This window comes from Massilia sp. Root133, assembly GCF_001426525.1.
Taxonomy (GTDB): Bacteria; Pseudomonadota; Gammaproteobacteria; order Burkholderiales; family Burkholderiaceae_D; genus Telluria; species Telluria orientalis.
Genome location: NZ_LMEW01000001.1, coordinates 163,399 through 186,211 on the forward strand (window position 1 = coordinate 163,399; position 22,813 = coordinate 186,211).

The 22,813-nt window shown below is 67.5% G+C and carries 23 protein-coding genes; 15 read left to right on the forward strand and 8 right to left on the reverse strand.

Going from position 1 to position 22,813, the window contains the following annotated elements:
* Nucleotides 1–54: 54 nt before the first annotated feature.
* The 3 genes from ASD28_RS00715 to ASD28_RS31555 all read left to right on the forward strand — a co-directional run bounded on the left by ASD28_RS00715 (nucleotide 55) and on the right by ASD28_RS31555 (nucleotide 1,946).
* The gene (locus tag ASD28_RS00715; protein ID WP_056122447.1) at nucleotides 55–861 is read left to right on the forward strand and encodes a dienelactone hydrolase family protein; all 807 of its coding nucleotides are present in this window, start codon (nucleotides 55–57) and stop codon (nucleotides 859–861) included.
* Between the two features lie 159 nt (nucleotides 862–1,020).
* Nucleotides 1,021–1,722, forward strand: a complete 702-nt coding sequence (locus ASD28_RS00720; protein ID WP_229411932.1) for a ZIP family metal transporter — start codon at nucleotides 1,021–1,023, stop codon at nucleotides 1,720–1,722.
* 80 nt (nucleotides 1,723–1,802) lie between these two features.
* On the forward strand, nucleotides 1,803–1,946 hold the full coding sequence (locus tag ASD28_RS31555; protein WP_156403652.1) for a hypothetical protein: 144 nt from the start codon (nucleotides 1,803–1,805) through the stop codon (nucleotides 1,944–1,946).
* Between the two features lie 117 nt (nucleotides 1,947–2,063).
* Here the strand turns inward: ASD28_RS31555 and ASD28_RS00725 are convergent, their stop codons facing one another.
* The 3 genes from ASD28_RS00725 to ASD28_RS00735 are packed head-to-tail and all read right to left on the reverse strand — an operon-like array spanning nucleotide 2,064 to nucleotide 4,977.
* The gene (locus ASD28_RS00725) at nucleotides 2,064–2,927 is read right to left on the reverse strand and encodes a sulfurtransferase (protein ID WP_056122450.1); all 864 of its coding nucleotides are present in this window, start codon (nucleotides 2,925–2,927) and stop codon (nucleotides 2,064–2,066) included.
* A 9-nt stretch (nucleotides 2,928–2,936) separates the two neighbouring features.
* Nucleotides 2,937–3,848 carry a DMT family transporter gene (locus ASD28_RS00730; RefSeq protein WP_056122453.1) on the reverse strand — a complete coding sequence of 304 codons (912 nt, stop codon included), beginning with the start codon at nucleotides 3,846–3,848 and terminating at the stop codon, nucleotides 2,937–2,939.
* Between the two features lie 13 nt (nucleotides 3,849–3,861).
* Complete coding sequence (locus tag ASD28_RS00735) at nucleotides 3,862–4,977, reverse strand: aromatic ring-hydroxylating dioxygenase subunit alpha (protein WP_056122456.1); 1,116 nt, start codon at nucleotides 4,975–4,977, stop codon at nucleotides 3,862–3,864.
* A gap of 469 nt (nucleotides 4,978–5,446) precedes the next feature.
* Between ASD28_RS00735 and ASD28_RS00740 the strand changes: the two genes are divergently transcribed.
* The 4 genes from ASD28_RS00740 (at nucleotide 5,447) to ASD28_RS00755 (ending at nucleotide 10,556) form a co-directional block, all read left to right on the forward strand.
* On the forward strand, nucleotides 5,447–5,734 hold the full coding sequence (locus tag ASD28_RS00740) for an exodeoxyribonuclease VII small subunit (protein ID WP_056123575.1): 288 nt from the start codon (nucleotides 5,447–5,449) through the stop codon (nucleotides 5,732–5,734).
* A complete protein-coding gene (locus ASD28_RS00745; protein WP_056122459.1) occupies nucleotides 5,731–6,627 on the forward strand; it encodes a polyprenyl synthetase family protein in 897 nt (298 codons plus the stop codon). The genes ASD28_RS00740 and ASD28_RS00745 overlap by 4 nt, the downstream gene beginning before the upstream one ends.
* On the forward strand, nucleotides 6,628–8,496 hold the full coding sequence (dxs, locus tag ASD28_RS00750) for a 1-deoxy-D-xylulose-5-phosphate synthase (protein WP_056122462.1): 1,869 nt from the start codon (nucleotides 6,628–6,630) through the stop codon (nucleotides 8,494–8,496).
* Between the two features lie 137 nt (nucleotides 8,497–8,633).
* Nucleotides 8,634–10,556, forward strand: a complete 1,923-nt coding sequence (locus tag ASD28_RS00755) for an ATP-binding protein (protein ID WP_056122466.1) — start codon at nucleotides 8,634–8,636, stop codon at nucleotides 10,554–10,556.
* On the opposite strand, the gene ASD28_RS00760 is transcribed toward ASD28_RS00755, so the two are convergent.
* Genes ASD28_RS00760 through ASD28_RS00770 form a run of 3 tightly spaced genes read right to left on the reverse strand, consistent with a single transcriptional unit; the run spans nucleotide 10,549 to nucleotide 12,840 of the window.
* Nucleotides 10,549–11,244: a 2OG-Fe(II) oxygenase gene (locus tag ASD28_RS00760; protein ID WP_056122470.1), complete on the reverse strand. Its 696-nt coding sequence runs from the start codon at nucleotides 11,242–11,244 to the stop codon at nucleotides 10,549–10,551. The genes ASD28_RS00755 and ASD28_RS00760 overlap by 8 nt on opposite strands.
* Nucleotides 11,241–12,275 (reverse strand): rhomboid family intramembrane serine protease, encoded by a 1,035-nt coding sequence (locus ASD28_RS00765; protein WP_056122474.1) that lies wholly within the window; start codon nucleotides 12,273–12,275, stop codon nucleotides 11,241–11,243. Before ASD28_RS00765 ends, ASD28_RS00760 begins: the two co-directional genes overlap by 4 nt.
* Before the next feature lie 10 nt (nucleotides 12,276–12,285).
* Nucleotides 12,286–12,840 (reverse strand): cob(I)yrinic acid a,c-diamide adenosyltransferase, encoded by a 555-nt coding sequence (locus ASD28_RS00770; RefSeq protein ID WP_056122476.1) that lies wholly within the window; start codon nucleotides 12,838–12,840, stop codon nucleotides 12,286–12,288.
* Nucleotides 12,841–12,914: 74 nt separating this feature from the next.
* Here ASD28_RS00770 and ASD28_RS00775 point away from each other — a divergent pair, with 74 nt between their 5' ends.
* The 8 genes from ASD28_RS00775 to ASD28_RS00810 all read left to right on the forward strand — a co-directional run bounded on the left by ASD28_RS00775 (nucleotide 12,915) and on the right by ASD28_RS00810 (nucleotide 21,880).
* Nucleotides 12,915–14,396, forward strand: coding sequence for an FAD-linked oxidase C-terminal domain-containing protein (locus ASD28_RS00775; RefSeq protein ID WP_056122479.1), 1,482 nt, complete (start codon nucleotides 12,915–12,917; stop codon nucleotides 14,394–14,396).
* Between the two features lie 2 nt (nucleotides 14,397–14,398).
* Nucleotides 14,399–15,448, forward strand: a complete 1,050-nt coding sequence (glcE, locus tag ASD28_RS00780; RefSeq protein ID WP_056122482.1) for a glycolate oxidase subunit GlcE — start codon at nucleotides 14,399–14,401, stop codon at nucleotides 15,446–15,448.
* Nucleotides 15,449–15,454: 6 nt separating this feature from the next.
* Entirely contained in the window at nucleotides 15,455–16,687 is a 1,233-nt protein-coding gene (glcF, locus tag ASD28_RS00785) for a glycolate oxidase subunit GlcF (protein WP_056122485.1), read from the forward strand.
* Between the two features lie 73 nt (nucleotides 16,688–16,760).
* Nucleotides 16,761–18,275: an ATPase domain-containing protein gene (locus ASD28_RS00790; protein WP_056122488.1), complete on the forward strand. Its 1,515-nt coding sequence runs from the start codon at nucleotides 16,761–16,763 to the stop codon at nucleotides 18,273–18,275.
* Nucleotides 18,262–19,917 carry an ATP-binding protein gene (locus ASD28_RS00795; RefSeq protein WP_056122491.1) on the forward strand — a complete coding sequence of 552 codons (1,656 nt, stop codon included), beginning with the start codon at nucleotides 18,262–18,264 and terminating at the stop codon, nucleotides 19,915–19,917. Before ASD28_RS00790 ends, ASD28_RS00795 begins: the two co-directional genes overlap by 14 nt.
* A 97-nt stretch (nucleotides 19,918–20,014) precedes the next feature.
* Nucleotides 20,015–20,815, forward strand: coding sequence for an STAS domain-containing protein (locus ASD28_RS00800; RefSeq protein ID WP_056122494.1), 801 nt, complete (start codon nucleotides 20,015–20,017; stop codon nucleotides 20,813–20,815).
* A gap of 56 nt (nucleotides 20,816–20,871) precedes the next feature.
* Entirely contained in the window at nucleotides 20,872–21,186 is a 315-nt protein-coding gene (locus ASD28_RS00805) for a hypothetical protein (protein ID WP_229411912.1), read from the forward strand.
* 4 nt (nucleotides 21,187–21,190) lie between these two features.
* A complete protein-coding gene (locus ASD28_RS00810; protein ID WP_056122500.1) occupies nucleotides 21,191–21,880 on the forward strand; it encodes a pentapeptide repeat-containing protein in 690 nt (229 codons plus the stop codon).
* A gap of 21 nt (nucleotides 21,881–21,901) precedes the next feature.
* Here ASD28_RS00810 and ASD28_RS00815 read toward each other — a convergent pair whose 3' ends face one another.
* Nucleotides 21,902–22,576, reverse strand: coding sequence for a hypothetical protein (locus ASD28_RS00815; protein WP_056122505.1), 675 nt, complete (start codon nucleotides 22,574–22,576; stop codon nucleotides 21,902–21,904).
* Nucleotides 22,573–22,809, reverse strand: a complete 237-nt coding sequence (locus ASD28_RS00820) for a hypothetical protein (protein WP_056122507.1) — start codon at nucleotides 22,807–22,809, stop codon at nucleotides 22,573–22,575. Before ASD28_RS00820 ends, ASD28_RS00815 begins: the two co-directional genes overlap by 4 nt.
* Nucleotides 22,810–22,813 lie beyond the last annotated feature (4 nt).

The window sequence follows — 22,813 nt, forward strand, 5'->3', positions numbered from 1 at the left end:
CGCCGCCGCCGCTGCTAAGATAGCAAGCCTTTCAAGACCCAACGAAGGAAGGCGATGAACGACAACGCAAGCGGCTTCGCGGCGGCCGCGCTACCCATCGCGGCGCAGTCCGTGATCCACACCGAGTCCGACGGCCTGGCCGTCGGCACCATCCGCCTGGCCATCGACGGCCAGGAAGTGCCCGTGTATGTCGCCCGCCCGGCGGGGCAGGACCAGCTCCCGGTGATGATCGTCGTGTCCGAGATCTTCGGCCTGCACGAACACATCGCCGACGTGGCGCGCCGCTTCGCCAGACAGGGCTACCTCGCGCTGGCCCCCGATTTCTTCATCCGCCAGGGCGACCCGTCCACGATCCCCGACATCCCGACGCTGATGGCGCAGATCGTCCGCAAGGCGCCGGACGCCCAGGTGATGGGCGACATCGACGCCTGCGTGGCCTGGGCCGGCGAGAACGGCGGCGATATCGACCGGCTCGGCGTCAACGGCTTTTGCTGGGGCGGCCGCATCACGTGGCTGTACGCGGCGCACAACCCGCGCGTGACGGCGGCCGTGGCGTGGTACGGCAAGCTGGTGGCCGATCCGAATCCGCCGGGCCAGCCGGCGCACCCGATCCACGTCGCGTCCACGCTCACCGTGCCCGTGCTCGGCCTGTATGGCGCGAAGGACACCGGCATCCCGGTCGCCACGGTCGAACGGATGACGGCCGCGCTGGGCCAGGGGACCAGCGATTCCGCGATCGTCGTCTACCCCGACGCCGGCCACGCGTTCTACGCCGACTACCGCCCGAGCTACAACGCGAAGGATGCCCGCGACGGCTTCGCGCGCGCGCTGGCCTGGTTCCGCGAACACGGCGCCGGCTGACGGCAGCACGCCCGTCGGGTTACAATCAACGGTTTGCGCCCGGGGCGTGTGCATCCGCACGCCCCCAGAAAAAGAAGAGGCTTCCAGATCGACCCGATTCTCATCTCCATCCTGCTGGCCACCGGCCTGGCGGGCGTGGTCAGCATCACGGCCGCCGCGGTGTTTTCCTTTACGCTGCTGTCGAAGGTCGTCGAACGCATGGTCAGCCTGTCGGTCGGCATCATGCTGTCGACGTCGCTGCTGCATGCGTTGCCGGAAGCGTTCGAGTCGAAGGCCGACACGCATGCGCTGTTCGCCACCCTGCTGGGCGGCCTGCTCGCGTTCTTCCTGCTGGAGAAGGTGGCGCTGCTGCGCCATTCGCACCATCACGAGGGCGACGGGCACCATCACGCGCATGGCCACGACGCGCGCCAGGCCGGGCGCGCCGGCTGGATGATCCTGATCGGCGACGGCATGCACAACTTCACGGACGGCATCCTGATCGCGGCCGCCTTCCTCGCCAATCCGCAACTGGGCATCGTCACCGGCGTGGCGATCATCGCCCACGAGATCCCGCAGGAGATCGGCGACTTCATCGTGCTGCTGAACGCCGGCTTCTCGCGCGTGCGCGCCTACGTGTTCAACCTGTTGTGCAGCCTGCTGGCCGTGCTGGGCGGGATACTCGGGTATGCGACCCTGGACCGCGCCAGCGACCTGATTCCCTATGTGCTGGTGTTCGCGTCGTCCGGCTTCATCTACATCGCCGTGAGCGACCTGATGCCGCAGATGCAGCGCCGGGCCACCGTGCGCGAATCCATTCCGCAAGTCCTGCTGATCGGCCTCGGCGTCGTCATCGTGCTGGTCCTGACGCACGGCCATTAAGATACTAAACGCTGCGCCCTGCGGTTGACAGGGCGATTCCTCGCGACCTATGCTGGGCCGTTAGCTGAACGGAGGCCGGCATGGCGAAGCTCTTGAGTGAATGGATTGCAGCATTGCGCGACAAGCCGTCGCGCTTCGCCTACGTGGTCGTGGCCCTCGTGCTGTCGGTCGTGTTGTTCACGCTGGCGGACTTTTTGCCGGCGCCGTACGACTTCAGTCATTAATCGACGCGGCCCATGAACGTCGCCCCTGCGAAGGCAGGGGCCCGATTTTGCAAGCGCTGCCACTGCGCGTAAAACCTGGATCCCCGCCTTCGCGGGAACGACGGCTTGGCTGAACATTCAGGCCGTCCCCGTCGCCACCGCGCGCTGCGGATCCGCCGTCCACTCGCTCCACGATCCCGGATACAGCGCCGCACCCGGCATCCCGGCCACTTCCAGCGCCAGCAGGTTGTGGCACGCGGTCACGCCGGAACCGCATTGCATGATGGCGTCCTGCGGATCGCCCACCGCCACCCCCAATTCCGCCTTCAGTTGATCCGGCGCCTTGAAGCGGCCGTCGGCCTGCAGGTTGTCCTTGAAGAAGCGGTTCTTCGCGCCCGGGATGTGGCCGCCGACCGGGTCGATCGTCTCGTTCTCGCCGCGGAAGCGGTCCGGCGCGCGCGCGTCGACGATGGTCTTGCCGCCGTGTTCCACGTTGTGCAGGATCGCGTTCACGTCGACCGTCGTCACGAGGGCCGGGCGCGAAGCGATGGTGCCGCGTGCGCGCGGGGCCGGCGTATCGGTGACGACGGGCTGGCCCGCCGCCTGCCAGGCGGGCAGGCCGCCATCCAGCACGGCGACGGCGCCGTGGCCGACCCAGCGCAGCATCCACCACAGGCGCGCGGCGTACATGCCGCCGTGCGCATCATAGGCGACGACTTGCGTGTCGTCGTCCACGCCCCAGCCGCGCAGCAGCTCGATGAACGCGTCCTGCTCCGGCAGCGGATGGCGGCCGCGGAAGTTGCCCGCGGCGTCGCGCCTGGCGCCCGACAGTTCCGTCTCCATGTCGGCGAAGACGGCGCCCGGGATGTGGCCGGCCGCATAGGCGTCCCGGCCGGCGGCGAGGTTCATCAAGTCGTGGCGGCAGTCGACGACGACCCATTTGGGGTCATTCACGTGTGCGGCCAGTGCGGCGGGTTCGATCAGGGTCGTGAAGCTGGACATGGCACTCCTTTATTCGCTGGCGATGGGATCGGTTTCCTTGACGACGGCGCCGCGCGCCGTGCGCGTCGTATTGTAGAACGTCGCGGCGATCCCGGAGGCCAGGATCACGCCCATGCCCAGCCAGACGTGCCAGTCGAACACGTCGCCCCACAGCATCATGCCCCACAGGCTGGAAAAGACGATGCCCGTGTACTGCAGGTTGGCGACGACGAGCACCTTGCCGATGCGGTAGGCGCGCGTCATCGCGATCTGGGCGCCCAGGCCGCTGGCGGCGATCGCCAGCAGCAGGCCCATGCCGTGCCACGATTGCGGGCGGAACGTATTCATGCCGTTGCCGAGCAGCGAGCCGACGAGGCCCGCCAGGCCCATCGTGACGGAAAAATAGAACACGACGCGGTATTCCGGCTCGCCCATCTGGCCCAGGCGGCGCACCTGCATATAGGCCATCGCGGCGATCACGGACGAGCCGATGGCGACGAGGCCGCCGACCCATTCATGCGTCTCGACGGCCGGCCGCAGCACGAGCGTCACGCCGACGAAGCTCATGGCGATGGCGAGGGCCAGCGGCCATTCGGGCAAGCCCTTGCCGCGCCACCAGCCGGTGACGAACATGTAGGCGGCGAGCCAGATCGGCGCCATGTAGTTGAGGGTCACGGCGGTCGCCAGCGGCAGTTTGGCGATCGCGTAGAACCACATCCACAGCGAGACCACGCCGACGACGCTGCGCCACAGGTGTTCTTTCGGGAAGGGTGTCTTGAAGTTGCCGCCCTGCAGGCGGATCATCGGGAGCAACAGCAGGGCGCCGATGACACCCCGGTACATCACGATTTCCGAGGTCGAGTAGAGCGAGGAAGCCAGCTTCACTGCCGCGCCCATGGCGGCGAACAGGAAGCTGGCGAACAACATCCAGAGTGGGGCCATCAGCGACTAACCATCACATCCCCGGAGGAATATCGTCGAGTTTGCCGCGATACCACTCGTGGAAGTGCTGCATGCCGTCTTCCATCGGCGACTGGTACGGCCCCGCCTCGGTCACGCCGCGCGCCATCAGCGCCTTGCGGCCGGCGTCCATGCGCAGGGCGATCTCGTCGTCCTCGACGCACGTCTCCATGTAGGCGGCGCGTTCCGCGTCGACGAAGCCGCGCTCGAACAGGACGAATTCTTCCGGGTAGTAGAACTCGACGACGTTGCGCGTCTTCTGCGGACCCAGCGGCCACAGGGTCGACACGACCAGCACGTTCGGATACCACTCGACCATGATGTTCGGATACAGGGTCAGCCAGATCGCGCCGTATTTCGGTGCCTGGCCGTTGTTGAACTTCAGGACCTGTTCCTGCCACGCCTTGTAGGCCGGCGAGCCGGACTTCTGCAGGCCGCGATGCACGCCCACGGTCTGGACGCTGTAGTCCGGACCGAATTCCCAGCGCAGGTCGTCGCAGCTGACGAAGTTGCCCAGGCCCGGGTGGAAGGGCTCGACGTGGTAATCCTCCAGGTAGACCTCGATGAAGGTCTTCCAGTTGTAGTCGCAGTCGTGCACCTCGACGTGGTCGAACATATAGCCCGAGAAATCCAGGTCCTTCGTGACGGACATGTGCTTCAGCTTGTCCATCACGTCGTAGCCGTTCTGTTCGAACAGCAGGCCGTTCCAGTTCTGCAGCGGCGTCCTGGACAGGTTCAGGCAGGGCGTGTCCGCGAAATGCGGTGCGCCGATCAGCTCGCCCTTCAGGTCGTAGGTCCAGCGGTGCAGCGGGCAGACGATGTTCTTGGCGTTCCCCCGGCCATTGAACATCAGTGCCTGGCGGTGGCGGCAGACGTTCGACATCAACTCGATGCCCTGTGCGTTGCGCACCAGCATGCGACCCTCGTTCTCCGATTTCAGGGTCGCGAAATCGCCCTTCTCGGGAACCATCAACTCGTGCCCGACATAGCGGGGGCCCTTGAGAAACAATTGCTGCAATTCACGCTGCAACAGCGCGTCGTCGAAGTAGACATTTACCGGAAGCTGGGCGAGCGAACGCGCCAGCTTGGCGTGGGTAGCCAGATCGGACATCCCAACCCCCCTTTACACAGATTTCAGCCAAAGAAGAGAAAGAATCCGAGAACCAGTATTTTTAGGGGAGCATGGAGATCTCCGGTGTGCAGCGCAGCGTGGTCGAGCGCGCACGCTCGAGGCGTCGCAACCCGACCAACAATGCTTCCGCTTATTCGGAGTTCTCGCTCCTTTAAAGAGCGGAATACGGTATTTCGGAGACAGAACCGGAGATTATAGCCTGTAAAAGGCCCTCCAGTCCCGGACCGGCTCGTGGTTGTGGTACGTGGGTGTTCAAAAATTGCCTAAACGGCATCGTTTTCATGAATCCCGGGGCGCTTTGCGATAAAATGTATCCTTGCTTGCAAGTTGGCGGCGACAGGCGCACCGTTCATGTCGAAACAGGATTGTTTAGAATAAGCGATTAGACTGGCATGCCGCGCACGGGTTGCGCGTGGCGTCGCCCGGCCCCGAATCGATCAAACTCATTATGCCAAATAAAACAAACGCGGAGAGCGCCGCACCACCGGCCGCCGCGAGCGCAGCGGCGTCCGCACCGCCCGAATCCTTCGAGCAGGCGATGGCCGAACTGGCCCAACTCGTGACGCAAATGGAAAGTGGGCAATTGCCCCTGGAAGCCTCGGTCGCCGCGTATGCACGCGGTTCCGAGCTCGTGCGCTATTGCGCGGCCCAGCTGGAAAAAGTCGAGTCCCAGGTCAAGGTCCTGGAAGGCGAGATGCTCAAGCCGTTCAGCGCCGACGGCGAGGACGACGTATGAGCGCGCCGCAGGCGTTCCCGGCCTGGATGAAGGCCGTGCAGGCCGACGCGGAGTCTGCCCTCGACCGCTTCCTGCCGGCTGGGAGCCAGGCGCCGGCCAGGCTGCACGAAGCGATGCGCTACACGGCGCTGGGCGGCGGCAAGCGCGTGCGACCGCTGCTCGTGCATGCGAGCGGCGCCCTGTTCGGCGCGGATGCGGATGCGCTCGCGCGCGCCGCCAGCGCCGTCGAGATGATCCACGTGTATTCCCTCGTGCACGACGACATGCCGTGCATGGACGACGACGCCCTGCGCCGCGGCAAGCCGACGGTGCACGTGGCGTACGACGAAGCGACGGCGCTGCTCGTGGGCGACGCGCTGCAGGCGCAAGCCTTCGAGGTGCTGGCCGGCACGACGACCGTCCCGGCCGCGCGCACCGTCACGATGCTGCGCCTGCTGGCCGAAGCGGCCGGCAGCAAGGGCATGTGCGGCGGCCAGGCGATCGACCTGGACAGCGTCGGCATCAGCCTCACGCTCGAACAGCTGGAGCGCATGCACCAGCTCAAGACGGGCGCCATGCTGCGCGTGTCCGTGCTGCTGGGCGCGCTGGCCGGCCGCGACCTCGCATCGCACGAGCAGGAAGCCCTGGGCGCGTACTCGCGCGCCATCGGCCTCGCGTTCCAGGTCGTGGACGATATCCTCGACGCGACCGCCGACTCGGCCACGCTGGGCAAGACGGCCGGCAAGGATGCCGCCGACAACAAGCCGACCTATGTGTCGATCCTTGGGCTGGAGCCGTCGAAGGCGCTGGCGGAACAATTGCGGCAGCAGGCGCACGACGCGCTCGCGCCGTTCGGAGAACAAGCACTGCGGCTGCGCGAGATCGCGGACCTGATCGTGCAGCGGAAGGCATAAATGAAACTGCTAGATACCATCAACGACCCGGCCGACCTGCGCAAGCTGCCGCGCACCCAGCTCACGCCGCTGGCCCATGAACTGCGCCAGTTCCTGCTCGATTCCGTGTCGAAGACGGGTGGCCACCTGTCGTCCAACCTCGGCACCGTCGAGCTGACGATCGCGCTGCACTACGTGTTCAACACGCCGGAAGACCGCATCGTGTGGGACGTCGGCCACCAGACCTATTCGCACAAGATCCTCACGGGCCGGCGCGAGCGCATGCCGAGCCTGCGCCAGCTGAACGGCCTGTCCGGCTTCCCCAAGCGCGACGAAAGCGAGTACGACACGTTCGGCACCGCGCACTCGTCGACGTCGATCTCGGCGGCCCTGGGCATGGCGACGGCCGCGAAGATCAAGGGTGAGAAACGCAAGGCGATCGCCGTCATCGGCGACGGCTCCATGACCGCCGGCATGGCGTTCGAGGCGCTGAACAACGCGGGCGTCGAGGACGACGTCGACCTGCTCGTCGTCCTGAACGACAACGACATGTCGATCTCGCCGCCGGTCGGCGCATTGAACCGTTACCTGGCGCGCCTGATGTCGGGCCAGTTCTACGCGGCCGCGAAAAACGTCGGCAAGACGATGCTGCCCGCGCCGATGCTGGAACTGGCGAAGAAGCTGGAAGAACACGCGAAGGGGATGGTCGTCCCGGCCACGATGTTCGAGGAATTCGGTTTCAATTACATCGGCCCGATCGACGGCCATGACCTCGATTCCTTGATCCCGACGCTGGAAAACATCAAGAAGCTCAAGGGCCCGCAATTCCTGCACGTCGTGACGAAGAAGGGGCAGGGCTACAAGCTGGCCGAGGCCGAGCCGATCCTCTACCACGGCACGGGTAAATTCAATCCGAGCGAAGGCATCAAGCCCGCCAAGGCGACCAGGATCACGTACACCGAGGTGTTCGGCAACTGGCTGTGCGACATGGCGCATGTCGACAAGCGCCTGGTCGGCATCACGCCGGCGATGCGCGAAGGCTCGGGCATGGTCCGCTTCAACCAGGAATACCCGGACCGCTACTTCGACGTCGGCATCGCCGAGCAGCATTCGGTGACGTTCGCGGGCGGCCTGGCAACGGAAGGCATGAAGCCCGTCGTCGCGATCTACTCGACGTTCCTGCAGCGCGCCTACGACCAGCTGATCCACGACGTGGCGCTGCAGAACCTGGACGTGACGTTCGCGCTGGACCGCGCGGGCCTCGTCGGCGCCGACGGCGCCACGCACGCGGGCAACTACGACATCGCCTACCTGCGCTGCATCCCGAACATGGTCGTGATGGCGCCGTCGGACGAGAACGAGTGCCGCAAGATGCTGACGACGGCCTACCGTTTCGACGGCCCGGCCGCCGTGCGCTATCCGCGCGGTGCGGGTATCGGCGCGGTCATCGAGCCGGCGCTGGACGTCATCGAGATCGGCAAGGGCATCGTCAAGCGCGAAGGCAAGGGCGTCGCGATCCTGGCCTTCGGTTCGATGGTGGCGCCGAGCATCAAAGCGGCCGACGGCCTGAACGCGACCGTCGCCGACATGCGCTTCGTGAAGCCGCTGGACGTGGAACTGGTGAAGCAGCTGGCGCAGAACCACGACTACCTGGTGACGGTGGAAGAGGGCTGCACGATGGGCGGCGCCGGTTCCGCCGTGGCCGAGGCGCTGGCGGAGGCGGGCATCGCCAAACCGCTGCTGATCCTGGGCCTGCCCGACCGTTTCATCGACCACGGCGACCCGGCGCTGCTGCTGGCGTCCGTCGGCCTGGATGCGCACGGTATCGGGAAGTCCATCCGCGAACGCTTCGGCATCGGCGAACCGCGCCTGGTGGTCAACAACACCTGACCCTGCGCAGTTTGCCCCTTTGAAGAACGCCATCCCGGCCCGTCCGGCGGTGGCGTTTTTTGCTATGGCGAATCGGCCGACGCGTCTGTCGCGACAGCCCTATAATGCCGCCTCATCGACTATCGAAAGCACCGTTCATGCTTTCCCCCGCCCTGTTCGAAGCCGTCTTCACTCGCTCCCCGAGCGGGCATTACCTCTTGTCGCCCACGCCGGAAGCCACCATCCTCGCCGTCAACGACGCGTTCCTGCAAGCGTCGGGGCGCACGCGCGAGGAGCTGGTGGGCGTCAGCCTGTTCGCGGCGTTCCCGCGCAACCCCGACGACCCCGCCGATACGGGTGAAACGGTCTTGCGCCGCTCCATCGCGCGCGTCATCGCGACGGGCCGGCCGGATCGGCTGGTGGCCCAGCGCTATCCGATTGCCGTCGTCCTGCCAAACGGCGCGACGGGCTTCGAGGAGCGGTTCTGGAGCGCCGTCAACACGCCGATCTTCGGTGCCGACGGCACCCTCCTGTGCATCTCGCATACGACCAGCGACGTGACCGACCAGGTGCGGTCCACCGCCGCGATGGCCGAGAGCGAGTCGCGCTACCGCGCCCTGGCGAATGCGACGGCGGACGTCCTGTACCGCATGAGCCCCGACTGGAGCCAGCTGCGCCAGCTCGACGGGCGCGGCTATCTGAAGGACACGGCCGACGCGAGCCGCTACTGGATCGACGACTACATCCCGGTGGAAGACCAGGCCCTCATCCACCGTGCGATTGCGGCGGCGATCCACGCCAAGTCGACGTTCCAGCTGGAACACCGCGTGCGCCGCCTGGACGGCAGCGTGGGCTGGACCTATTCGCGCGCCGTGCCGATGCTCGACGCGCGCGGCGAGATCGAGGAATGGATCGGCGCCGCCAGCGACATCACGGAACGCAAGCTGGCCGAGGAAAAGCTGAGGGAATCCGACCGCCGCAAGGACGAGTTCCTCGCGATGCTGGCGCACGAGCTCAGGAACCCGCTGGCGCCCATCGGCGCCGCGGCCGCGCTGCTGCAGCGCGCGCGGCTGGACGAAGGCCTCGTGCGCAAGACGAGCGAGATCATCGGCCGCCAGGTCGCCCACATGACGGAGCTCATCGACGACCTGCTGGACGTCTCGCGCGTCACCCGCGGCCAGGTCGAGCTGGACGAGGCTGCGCTGGACATGCGCGCCATCGTGGCCGACGCGGTGGAGCAGGTCATGCCGCTCGTCCGTACCCGGCACCAGCAGCTGGACGTGGACGTCCCTGCGCAACCCATGCCCGTGATGGGCGACGCGAAGCGCCTCGTGCAAGTCCTCGCCAACCTGCTCAACAACGCCGCCAAGTACACGCAGGAGGGCGGCCGGCTGCGGCTCGCGGCCAGGGTGCGGGGCAACGAGGTGGTTGTCGATGTCGTCGACAACGGCATCGGCATGGCGCCGGAACTGGTGGCGCGCGCATTCGACCTGTTCGCCCAGGCCGAGCGCACGTCGGACCGCGCCTCCGGCGGACTGGGACTGGGCCTGGCGCTCGTGAGGAGCCTCGTCGAGCTGCACGGCGGCACCGTCGCGTGCGAGAGTGCGGGGCCGGGCCGGGGCAGCCGTTTCACGGTGACCCTGCCGCTCATCGCGGCAGGCGCCGAGCCGGCCGGGCGGCGCGACGGCGCGCATGCGGCGGCGCAGGAAAGCAGCATGTCGATCATGGTGGTGGACGACAACGTCGACGCGGCCGAGACGCTGGGCCTGCTGCTGGAAGCGTCCGGGCACCGCGTGAGCGTCGAGCACGATCCGCTGCGCGCGCTGGAGCGGTCGCGCACGGAGGCGCCGCAGGTGTGCCTGCTCGACATCGGCCTGCCGGGCATGGACGGCTACGAACTGGCACGGCGCCTGCGCGCGCAACCTTCCACCGCGCACGCGTTCCTTGTCGCCATCACCGGCTACGGCCAGGACAGCGACCGCCGGCTCGCTGCGGAGGCAGGCTTCGACAGGCACCTCGTCAAGCCGATCGATCTCGATACGCTGCGGGACGCGCTGGCTGGCGCGTCCCGCACTACTTGAACAGGTCCTCGGCGCGGCGGTACAGGATCCACGACGTGGCCACGTATTTGTCGCCGCTCGTCGCGACGTGGCCCTTGTGCGTGTGGGTAAAGCCGGCCGGGGCGATGACCAGCCGGCCCTGGCGCGCCTCGACCTTGCGGCCCTGGTACAGGAATTCCGTCGCGCCGCCGTCCGCCACGTCGTTCAGGTAGAACTGGAACAGCAGCACGCGGTGCAGGGTCTCGCAGCTCGCGTTCTGCGGATAGATCTCGGAATGCCAGTGGTGGTAGCCGCCGCTGCCGCGCAGGTACTTCTGCAGGTTGATGGCGCCGAGACGGTACAGCGCCTGGACCAGCGCATCGAGGTGCGGGCGGCCGCATTCGTCGAAGTTGTCCAGCGAGAGCGCCACCGGCTGGCCCGTCGTCGGATGCGCCACCGTGGGCGCGAGGGCGCCCAGCAGCAGGGCGCGGTAGCGGTCCATGTACTCGACCAGGTGGCGCCGCACGGCCGTCGCCATCAGGTTGCACACGTCGTGCCATTCCTTGTGCTGGCTGATGGTGACGTCCCAGCTGTCCTTCTTTGCCACGTCCACGCCCATGCCCGTGCGGCCGCGCTGGTGCTTGTCGCTGGCCTCGAACCGTTCGAGGATGTGGGCGCATTGCGCGGGCGTGAGGGCGCCGTCGTAGATGCCGATGAAATCGTCGCTCATGTCGTCCTCTCCGCCGGCACGTGCAGCGAGCGCGCCAGCAGGTGGCCGGCCAGCCAGCCGCCGATGAGGCCCCCGATGTGGGCCGCGTTGTCCGTGTGCGGATACAAAAAGCCCGCCGCCAGGTTGAACGCCAGGAACGGCAGCAGCGTGCCGCGCAGGTCGTTGACGACGGTGGGCGGGATGCCGCTGTTCTCGCGCCGCATGAACGCGAACAGGCCGCCGACGATGCCGAAGATGGCGCCGGACGCGCCCACGCTGTTCACGTGCGGATTCCACGTCACGCTGGCGATGCCGCCGCACAGGCCGGCGACCAGGTACAGCGCGCTGAAGCGCAGGCTGCCAAACAGGCGCTCGACCAACTGGCCCACCTGCCACAGCGCGATCATGTTGAATGCCAGGTGCAGCAGGCTCCCGTGCAGGAACAGCGACGTGAGGAGACGCCACCATTCCCCGTGCAGCGTCCGGTCGCCCACGTTCGACCCCCAGATGACGAGTTGCGCCGAGCGCAGCATCGCGTCGTAGGCAGAGTTCCAGCCCCAGCCCAGCATCGATCCCATCGCACCGCCGGGCAGGCTGCGGCGTACGAGCCACATGAGGAAGTAGATGCCGATGTTCAGCGCCAGCAGAGTCCAGATCACGGGCGTCGACGGGCTCCAGTAATCGATCCGGTCGTGGAAGGCGTTGCGTTCCGCGTGGGCCACGGCGAAGGCTTCGGTCTGGCGCGCGGGCAGCAGCGCGAGGAGCCGTTGCGCCGTCGCCGCGTCCGGCGCGGAAAAGCCGACGGCCAGGTTCTCGCGCACGCCCAGCACGTGGAAATACACGTCCTCGCCTTCGCTGTATGCGTTGACGATGTCGACCATGCGCAGCCGGTGTTCCGCGCGCGCCGGAAAACGGAACGAGCGGTGGGTGCTGCCGCGCACGACAACGAAGTCGGGTTCGACGACGACCTGGCCCTTGCCCTGGAAGTGGAACGGATTGGCCGGCCAGTTGGCGCGGCCGGCGTGGAAGCGGACGTCGAAGGTTGCCGTCATCCGCACTCCGTCAGGTGCGCTTGCGTTCGTGCTGCCACAGCACGTCGCTGCCGCCCGCATGGCGGTTCAGCACGCGCGCCAGCACGAACATCAGGTCCGACAGGCGGTTCACGTACTGGCGCGGCTGCGCGTTGATCGTTTCGAGCTTCGACAGCGTCACGATGGCGCGCTCGGCGCGGCGGCACACGGTGCGGCACACGTGCGCGAGCGACGCGGCGCGCGAGCCGGCCGGCAGGATGAATTCCTTCAGCACCGGCAGGTCGGCGTTGTACTTCTCCAGCAGCGCGTCCAGGCGCGCCACCTGCTCGTCCTTGATCAACTGGTAGCCGGGGATGCACAGCTCGCCGCCCAGGTCGAACAGGTCGTGCTGGATCGTGACGAGCTCCTCGCGCAGGTCGCCCGGCATTTCTTCGCACAGCAGCAGGCCGACGAAGGAATTCAGCTCGTCGACGTCGCCCAGCGCCGCGATGCGCGCGCTGTCTTTACCGGTGCGGCTGCCGTCGCCGAGGCCGGTGCTGCCGTCGTCGCCCGTGCGGGTCGCGATCTTCGAAAGTCGATTGCCCATGCTTATATCCTGCCCACGAAAAAAGATAGCCGGAGCATACGCCAAATCCTTGGGATTGTGCTTACAATCGTTCCATGATTCCCTCGATTCCAGTCGACCCCGAGCGCAGGCAGCAGGTGGCCGCCGCACTGCGCGCCGTCCTTCCCGCGCGCGCCGTCCTCGCCGATCCCGAAGACACCCGTCCATACGAATGCGATGGCCTGGCCGCCTACCGCCAGTTGCCGATGGTCGTGACCCTGCCGGACGACGAGGCGCAGGTGCTCGCGATATTGAAAGTCTGCCGCGACCTGGACGTGCCCATCGTGCCGCGCGGCGCGGGCACGGGCCTGTCCGGCGGCGCGCAGCCGCTGGCGGACGGCGTCGTGATCTCGACGGCGCGGCTCAACCGCATCCTGCGCGTGGAACCGTATGCGCGCACGGCCGTCGTGCAGCCGGGCGTGCGCAATCTCGCGATTTCGGAAGCGGCCGCGCCGTTCAACCTGTATTACGCGCCCGACCCGTCGTCGCAGATCGCCTGCACCATCGGCGGCAACGTGGCCGAGAACTCGGGCGGCGTGCACTGCCTCAAATACGGCCTCACCGTGCACAACGTGCTGCGCGTGCGCGTCTGTACGATCGAAGGCGACGTCATCGAGCTCGGTGGCGAATCGCTGGATGCGCCCGGCCTCGACCTGCTGGCCGTGTTCATCGGTTCGGAAGGCATGCTGGGCATCGTCACGGAAGTGATCGTGAAACTCGTGCCGAAGCCGGCGCAGGCGCAGGTGATCATGGCCTCGTTCGACGACGTGGCGACGGGCGGCAATGCGGTCGCCAGCGTGATCGCGGCCGGCATCATCCCGGCCGGCCTGGAGATGATGGACCGGACGTCCTCGCGCATGGTCGAACCGTTCGTGAAGGCGGGCTACGACCTCGACGCGGCCGCCATCCTGCTGTGCGAGGCGGACGGCACGGCGCTCGAAGTGGCGGAAGAAATCGCGCGCATGACGGAGGTGTTGCGCGAGGCCGGCGCCAGCGCGATCACGGTGTCGCAGACCGAGGCCGAACGCCTGCGCTTCTGGTCCGGCCGCAAGAACGCGTTCCCGGCCGCCGGCCGCATCTCGCCCGACTACTATTGCATGGACGGGACGATCCCGCGCAAGCAGCTCGCGCACGTGCTGGCGCGCATCGAGGAGATGGAGACGACGTTCGGCCTGCGCTGCGCGAACGTCTTTCATGCGGGCGACGGCAACATGCACCCGCTGATCCTGTTCGACGCCAACCAGCCGGGCGAGCTCGATCGCGCGGAAGCCTTCGGCGCCGCGATCCTCGCGCTGTGCGTGGAAGTGGGCGGCACCATCACGGGCGAACACGGTGTCGGCGTCGAGAAGATCGATTCGATGTGCGTGCAGTTCGGCGCCAGGGAGCTCGACGCGTTCTTCACGGTGAAGCGCGCGTTCGATCCTGGCATGCTCCTCAATCCCAACAAGGCCATTCCGACACTCCGGCGTTGCGCGGAACTTGGCCGCATGCGCGTCACCGGCGGCGTGCTGCCGTTTTCTGATCTGCCGCGCTTCTGACCATGCAGAATCTCGTCGACCACTTCCAGGAGCTTGTGCGCAACGGGCGCCCCTTGCGCATCCGCGGCGGCGGCACCAAGGACTGGTACGGGCAGCGGCTCGAAGGCGACATCCTCGATACGCGCGACTACACGGGCATCGTCGATTACGAGCCCACGGAACTCGTGATCACGGCGCGCTGCGGCACGCCGCTGGCCGACATCGAAGCGGCGCTCGCGCAGCAGGGGCAGATGCTGGCGTTCGAGCCGCCGCATTTCGGATCCGGCGCGACGCTCGGTGGCGCGATCGCCGCCGGCCTGTCCGGACCGCGTCGTGTCAGCGCAGGCGCCGTGCGCGACTTCGTCCTCGGCTGCAAACTCCTGGACGGCAAGGGCGACGTGCTGTCGTTCGGCGGCCAGGTGATGAAGAACGTGGCCGGCTACGACGTGTCGCGCCTGCTGGCGGGTTCGCTCGGCACCCTGGGCCTGCTGCTGGAAGTCTCGATAAAAGTGCTGCCGCGTGCGCCGCGCGAAGCGACGCTCGTGTTCGAGGGCGTGAACGAGGTCGATGCGATCCGCAACCTGAACGAATGGGGCGGCCAGCCGCTGCCCGTCTCCGCCAGTTGCTGGCACGACGGCGTGCTGGCGCTGCGGCTGTCCGGTGCGAATGCTGCCGTCGACAACGCGATCCGTACGCTCGGCGGCGACGTGATGCCGGACTGCGCCCGCTTCTGGGCCAGCCTGCGCGAACAGCAGCATCCGTTCTTCGCTGGGGACATGCCGCTGTGGCGCCTGTCCGTGCCGTCGACGGTCGGCGCCATCGTGCCGGGCAGCCCGCAACTGATCGAGTGGGGCGGGGCGCAGCGCTGGCTGCGTGCGCCGGGTGACGCGGCGACGGCGGAACGCATCCGTGCGGTCGTGGCAGCGTGCGGCGGCCACGCGACCCTGTTCCGCGGCGGCGACAAGAGCGTCGGCGTGTTCCAGCCGTTGGCGCCGGCCATCGCCCGCATCCACGAACGCCTGAAAGCCGGGTTCGACCCGGCCGGCATCTTCAATCCCGGCCGGATGTATTGAGGGACCATGCAAACGAATCTCGCCGATTTCATCAAGGACACGCCCGAGGGCATCGAGGCCGACGCGATCCTGCGCGCGTGCGTGCACTGCGGCTTCTGCACCGCCACGTGTCCGACCTATCAGCTGCTGGGCGACGAGCTGGATGGCCCGCGCGGCCGCATCTACCTGATCAAGCAGGTGCTGGAAGGTGAGACGCCCACGCGCAAGACGCAGCTGCACCTTGATCGCTGCCTCACGTGCCGCAACTGCGAGACCACGTGCCCGTCCGGCGTGAAGTACGGGCGCCTCGTCGACATCGGCCGCAAGGTGGTCGAGGAACGCGTGCCGCGTCCGTTCGCGGACAGGGTCAAACGCACGACCTTGAAGGAATTCCTGCCGCGTTCGAACCTGTTCAAGCCCGCGTTCAGGGCGGGGCAGATGGTGCGCCCGCTCTTGCCGTCCGCGTTGCAGGACAAGCTGCAGCCGGCGCGCGCGCCCGGCCGCTGGCCCGTGCGCGGCCACGCGCGCAAGATGCTCGTGCTGGCGGGCTGCGTGCAGCCGGCGATGGCGCCGAACGTCAATGCCGCGACGGCGCGCGTGCTCGACGTGCTCGGCATCCAGCTCATCGAAGCGCCGCAAGCCGGCTGCTGCGGCGCCGTGCGCTTCCACCTGAACGACCAGGACGGCGGCCTGGCCGACATGCGCCGCAACGTCGACGCGTGGTGGCCGTACGTGGAGCAGGACGGCGTCGACGCCATCGTGATGACGGCATCCGGCTGCGGCGTGACGGTCAAGGACTACGGCCACCTGCTCGCCCACGACGCGGCGTATGCGTCGAGGGCGGCGCGCATCGCCGCGCTGACGAAGGACCTGTCCGAGATCATGTGCGACTTCGAGGGCGAGATTGCCCGTCTCCTGTCGGGCCGTATCCATGAGCGCGTCGCGTTCCACCCGCCGTGCACCCTGCAGCACGGCCAGCAGATCCGCGGCAAGGTCGAGGGCGTGCTGCGCGCGGCCGGCGTCGACGTCGTGCTGTGCGCGGAAAGCCATCTGTGCTGCGGCTCGGCCGGCACGTATTCCGTGCTGCATCCCGAGCTCGCGCACGCGCTGCGCGACCGCAAGCTGGCCAACCTGGAAGCGACGGGGGCGCAGGAATACGTCTCGGCCAACGTCGGCTGCATGTCGCACCTGCAGTCGGGGACGGCGACGCCGGTGACGCACTGGATCGAGCTCGTCGACCGCGCGCTGACGAGCGGCTGATTCGTCCTATAATGGTCTTGCCGTCGCGTTCACCCACAGCGCATGGCGCCCATCTTTACAGGACGTTTCCCGCATGGCCGAACCGCTTGCCTCCCGCCGCACTTCACGCAAACCCGCGTATCGCATCTCGACCGGGGTACCCGGGCTGGACGACATCCTCGGCGGTGGCCTGACCGCGGAGCGGGTGTACCTCGTCGAGGGAACGCCCGGCACGGGCAAGACGACCCTCGGCATGCAATTCCTGCTCGACGGCGTGGCCAAGGGGGAAACCGGGTTGTACATCACCCTGTCGGAAACTGCCGATGAGCTCGATGCCGTCGCGGAGAGCCATGGCTGGTCGCTCGACGGGCTGGCCATCTTCGAGCTGGCCAGCGACGAGGCGCTCGATCCGGAGGCGCAGCAGTCGATCCTGCATCCGGCCGAGATCGAGCTGGGCGAGACGGCGCGGGGCGTGATGGAAGAGGTCGACCGCATCAATCCGGCGCGTGTCGTCTTCGACAGCCTGTCGGAAATGCGGCTGCTGGCCCAGAATCCGCTGCGCTACCGCCGCCAGATCCTTGCACTCAAACAATTTTTTGCATCGCGCGCCTGCACGGTGCTGATGCTGGACGACAAGACCAACCAGTCGGACCAGCATCTGCACAGCATCGCGCACGGCGTCATCAGCCTCGAACAGCTCGCCAAGGAATTCGGCAAGGAGCGCCGCCGCGTCAATATCATGAAGATGCGCGGCATCAAGTTTCGGGGCGGTTACCACGACTACATCCTCGACACCGGGGGCATCCGGATCTTCCCCCGGCTCGTCGCGGCGGAACACCTCACGAAGTTCATCCCGGTGACGCGCTCCACGGGATCCGACGGACTCGATATGCTGCTCGGCGGCGGCCTCGTCGCCGGGACCAATACGCTGTTCGTCGGGCCTTCCGGCGTCGGCAAGACGACCGTCGTGGTGCGCTGCATGCTGGCGGCGCTGGAACGGGGCGAGAGGTCGTCGTATTACCTGTTCGACGAAGGCATGGGGACGTTTTTCGCACGCGCCGCCGCCCTCGGGCTGGACCTGTCGCCGCACCTGGAGTCCGGGCTGCTGACGGTGCGCCATATCGACCCGGCCGAACTGGCGCCCGGCCAGTTCGCCCAGATGCTGCGCGACGCCGTGGAAACCGACGGCGCCGTCTTCGTCGCCATCGACAGCCTCAATGCTTATCTGCAAGCAATGCCCGGTGAACAATTCCTGCTGCTGCAGATGCACGAGCTGCTCGCCTACCTCAACCAGAAGGGCATCACGACGGCGCTGATCCTCGGCGAGCACGGGGTTGTCGGCGAGGCTGTCCGGGACGTCGACCTCAGCTACCTGAGCGATTCGACGATGCTGCTGCGTTACTTCGAGTCCGGCGGCAAGCTGCGCCGCGCGATCACCGTGTCCAAGAGCAGGACGGCGCACCATGCGCTGACGATCCACGAGCTCCAGCTCGGTGCCGGCGGTGTCGAAGTGGGCGCCGCGCTCGAAGGCTTCGAAGGCGTGTTGACGGGCTTGCCGACCTACCGCGGATCGACGCCCATGATGATCGAATCCGATGCCGATGCCTGACCAGCGGGAAGAGCGCGTCCTGGTGCTCGCTCCGCACGGGCGCGACGCCGACGTGATCGCCGGCGTCGTGACGCGCGACGGCGTCGGGTGCGAAGTCGTCGCCGGTGCCGACGCGCTCATCGAGGCGATCGGGCAGGGCGCGGCGGCGGCCATCGTGGCGGAAGAGGCGCTGTCGGCGCTTACCCTGGCGCGCATCGCGGCGTGGCTGGCGGACCAGGAACCGTGGTCGGATTTCCCGTTCGTCGTCCTGCTGGCCAAGCGCTACGGCGCCGCGCCGGCGCAACTGAAGGCGACGTTCGCCGCCCTCGGCAACGTCCTCCTCCTCGAACGGCCGTTGAGCGCGGACACGCTGGCCACGGCGGCAGGGTCCGCGCTGCGCGCGCGCCGGCGCCAGTACGAGGCGCGCGAGGTGCTGGCGCAGCTCGCGGCGCTGAATGCGAACCTCGAGGCGCGCGTCGAGGAGCGCACGCGGGCACTGGCGCAGGCCAACGACCGGCTCACGGCCGAAGTGATGGAACGCGAACGCGCGCAGCAGGCGGTGGCGCAGGCGCAGAAACTCGAATTCCTCGGGCGCTTCACGGGCGGCGTGGCGCACGACTTCAACAACCTGCTGAACGTCATCCAGGGCAACCTGGAACTCATCGGCATGTTCACGCGCGAGGAATCGACGCAGGGCCGCGTGGACAAGGCGCAGGCCGCGTGCCGGCGCGGCGCCAAGCTCACGGGCCAGCTGCTGACGTTCGCGCGCGACCAGTCGCTCGACCTGCGCCCGTTGCCGGTGCGGACCCTGTTCGAGAGCGTCGAGGAGCTCGCGCGGCCGGTGCTGGGCGCGGGCGTCGAGCTCGTGCTGTCGATCGACGCCGACGTGGACAGCGTGCTCGCCGACGCCAGCCAGGTCGAGATGGCCTTGCTCAACCTGATGATCAACGCGCGCGATGCGATGAGCGGGCGCGGGCACATCCACCTGCAGGCATCGCGCGCCCAGCCGCCCGCCGGGACGCTGGCGGGCGGCGACTATGTCCGCCTCGCGGTGACCGACACCGGTCCCGGCATGTCGTCCGAAGTGGCGGCGAAAGTCTTCGAGCCGTTCTTCACGACCAAGGCCGTGGGCAAGGGCACGGGCCTGGGCCTCAGCCAGGTGTATGGCATGGCCCAGCAATCGGGTGGCGCGGCGTTCGTGCACAGCGTCCCGGGCGAGGGCGCGACGATCGAGATCTGGATGCCCGCCGCGCATGACGCCACGGCGTCGGAACGGCCCGCCGCGGTCGATCGCCGCAAGCTGGCCGGCCTGCGCGTGCTCGTCGTCGAGGACGACGAATCCGTACGCGCGGGGATCGTCGATGCCCTGCTGGCCCTCGGCTGCCACGTGTCGCAGGCGGGCGACGGCGGGGAGGGGTTGGCGGCGCTGGAGGGGGACCGGCCCGGCCTGCTGCTGACGGACTACCTGATGCCGGACATGACGGGCGTCGACCTGGCGGTGCGCGCCCGCGCGCTGTTCCCGAGCCTGCCCGTGCTGGTGGCGACGGGGTACGCGGACATGGGTGCGATCGAACACGCGATCGGCAGCGACGCCGTGCTGCGCAAGCCGTTCCAGCTCGCGGAGCTGGGCGCGGCCGTCGCCCGCGTGGCCAACCTGGGCTAGCGCAATCGGTGGTATAGTCCATCGACCACGCAGTTAACCTCCGATGCCTCTCGGTCGGCGCAAGACTTTCATAGCCCGACCCGACCAGGAGCCACCGATGATTCCCCCATCCCATGCCGTCCCGCTCGGCCAGTTCGTGCGCGACCACCATGCGGCGTTGTGCGCCGCGTGGCTGGAACACGCCGGCGCGCCGTCCGTCCCTGCGCACTGCGAACGCGTCCTGCAGGCCTTCGCCGAGGCGGCCGACGATCCGCAGGCCGGCAACATCGAAGGCCGCGCCTGGCGCGCCATGCGCGACACGCTCGACGACATCACCACGGCCCGGGCCGGCCGCGGCTCGACGGCGGCTGCGACCGTGGCCTTCGTGTTCGCGGTCAAGCAGCCGCTGGCCGACCTGCTGCGCACGCACCACGCCGCCGCGCCCGCGGCGCTGCGGGCCGTCGACACGTGGGTGGACCAGATGGGCATGTATGCGCTCGACGCCTTCCAGCGCAGCCGCGAACAGATCATCGCGCGCCAGCAACGGGAATTGCTGGAGCTGTCGACGCCGGTCATCAGCCTGTGGGAAGGCGTGCTGGCCCTGCCCCTGATCGGCACGCTCGACAGCGTCCGCGCGCAAGTCGTGATGGAAAGCCTGCTCGACCGGATCGCCGCGACCCACGTCCATACGGCCATCATCGACATCACGGGCGTCCCCACCGTGGACACGATGGTCGCGCAACACCTGATGAAGACCATCGCGGCGGCCCGCCTGATGGGCGCCGACTGCATCCTCAGCGGCATCCGGCCGCAGATCGCCCAGACCATCGTGCATCTCGGCGTGGACCTCGCCGGCGTCGTCACGAAAGCGACGCTGGCCGACGCGTTTCTCCACGCGACCGGGACGGCGGCCGGCTGAAAAACGCGGGCCGTGGTAGCATCGGCGCCCTGTTTCAGCGATCGATGGAGGACCCGGTGAGTTTCGTGTTTCGGCTGATATCCCAGGACGAGGATGCGGCGCCGTCCGTCGCCTTCCAGGACAGCATCAGTCCCGGCTACGTGCCGCTGTGGGAAGAGGTCGGCGTGTACGACGCCCTGTACAACAGCGACGGCCGCGAGGCCCGCGACATCTCGCGCGCGATCGCGTACGGCATCGACCGCATCGCCGCCGACGAATCGCTAGGCCGCATGCTGCCGTCCTCGTGCCGCCAGGAGGACGCGCTGCGCTTCCTGGAAAACGTGCACCGCGGCTGCACGATCCACGCGTCGGCGCGTGTCGAGACGCGCTGATTCCATGTCCCGGACCACCGTTACCCTGAGCGGCGAGCAAGTCGACCGCGCACGCATCGACGCGCTGCTGGCGGAAGACACGCTGCTCGTCCTCGAAGACTGCGACCTCGCCGGCGCGGACCTGTCGCGCCTGAACTTGCAGGACTGCGCATTCATCCGCTGTGCCGTATCCGAGACGTCGTTCTATGCCGCGAACCTGGCGCGCACGCGCTGGCAGCGCTGCCGCGGCGGCCATGCGGATTTCGAATCGGCCGACCTGGTCGATGCCCGGTTCGACGCCTGCGACCTGAACAACGCGGGCTGGCGCCGCACGAAGCTCGCCTCCGTCGCGTTCCGCGGCTGCAAGCTGACGGGCGCGCGCTTCGAAGAGGTGAGCCAGCTGGGGCTCTCGTTCGAAGACTGCCTGCTTGTCGGCGCCGACCTGCGCCGGATGTCGTTCCGCAAGGCGGTGCTGCGCGGGCTGGATTTCGCCGATGCGGACTTGTCGGGCTGCGACTTCCGCGAGGCCGTGTTCGAAGAAGGCTGCAGCCTGCGCGAGGCCCACATCAAGGACACGCGCTTCGATGCCGCCGATCTGCGCGAGGCGGATCTCGGCGGCCTGAAGCTGTCGAATGCGAAGCAGTTTGCCGGCGCGACGATTTCGACGCGGCAGGCGGCGGAGCTGGTACGGGGGTTGGGGTTGAACGTGGCTTAGCCAGGACGACCGGTACGTCATTCAGTCTATCATCGCCTTCGATCTAGCCTGATATCGGTGGTAGTTTCCCACCACATCATCATACATTTCCGCAGTCTTCTTCAAGTACGACGGATGATTGGCGTTGATGAAGATCCGTCCGCCTGCTTCGTGCACGCGTGGGCCAACGCGTCGGATTGCAGGATAAACGTGTTGTTTGATCGCTCGATAGGTCCCACCGCACACCACGATCCGGGGATCAACCAATTCGATCTGTTCGCGCAGGAAGATGGCGTCGCGTGCAGCGGCGTGCTCCACGGCGTTGGTCGCCCTGGCACCTCCCGTTGTCTTTTTCAGGTTGATGAAGGCGCATGCGAGCAGTGCAGTCTTCCTGCTCTTGTGCGCGTCCTCGAAGGTTGGAAAATTCGCGTCCCCGGCGTGGAGAAGTCCATGTGCCCAACGCCCGACATTGTGGAAGGTGGGGCGATCCCATAGTTTGCTGGATGGATGTGTCGTGCACGCTTTATGAATCAGCGCTGCGATGTTGCCGCGGTAGCCGTTGGTTTCTCGGAGTACGAAAAGAATCTGCGTGCCGGCCTGGATCCACCGGGCTGGATCGATGATACCGTCCTCGACGAAGTGGTCCTGAAAATCCGGACTGCTGGCGGGCCATCTCGAAAATAGATCGCTTGCTGCGGAGGGATAGTCCCTGATCATGGAAAGGGGCGGCCGTTCAGTGTACGAATCCAGTCGAGCCGCACGGTCGGGCCGCCACGCAGCCGCAGGTATTCGACGCCGGTGTCGGCGTAGACATCCTCGATCACGCCCGCCAGGTTGTCGAGCGTGCCATCGGGACGCTCCACGTCCAGCGTGCACGGGCGGCGCAAGGTGGCCAGCGCAAGGAGTTCGTCATGGCGCTCGCAATTGATCGGGATGTAGGGCTGGTCCATGCCT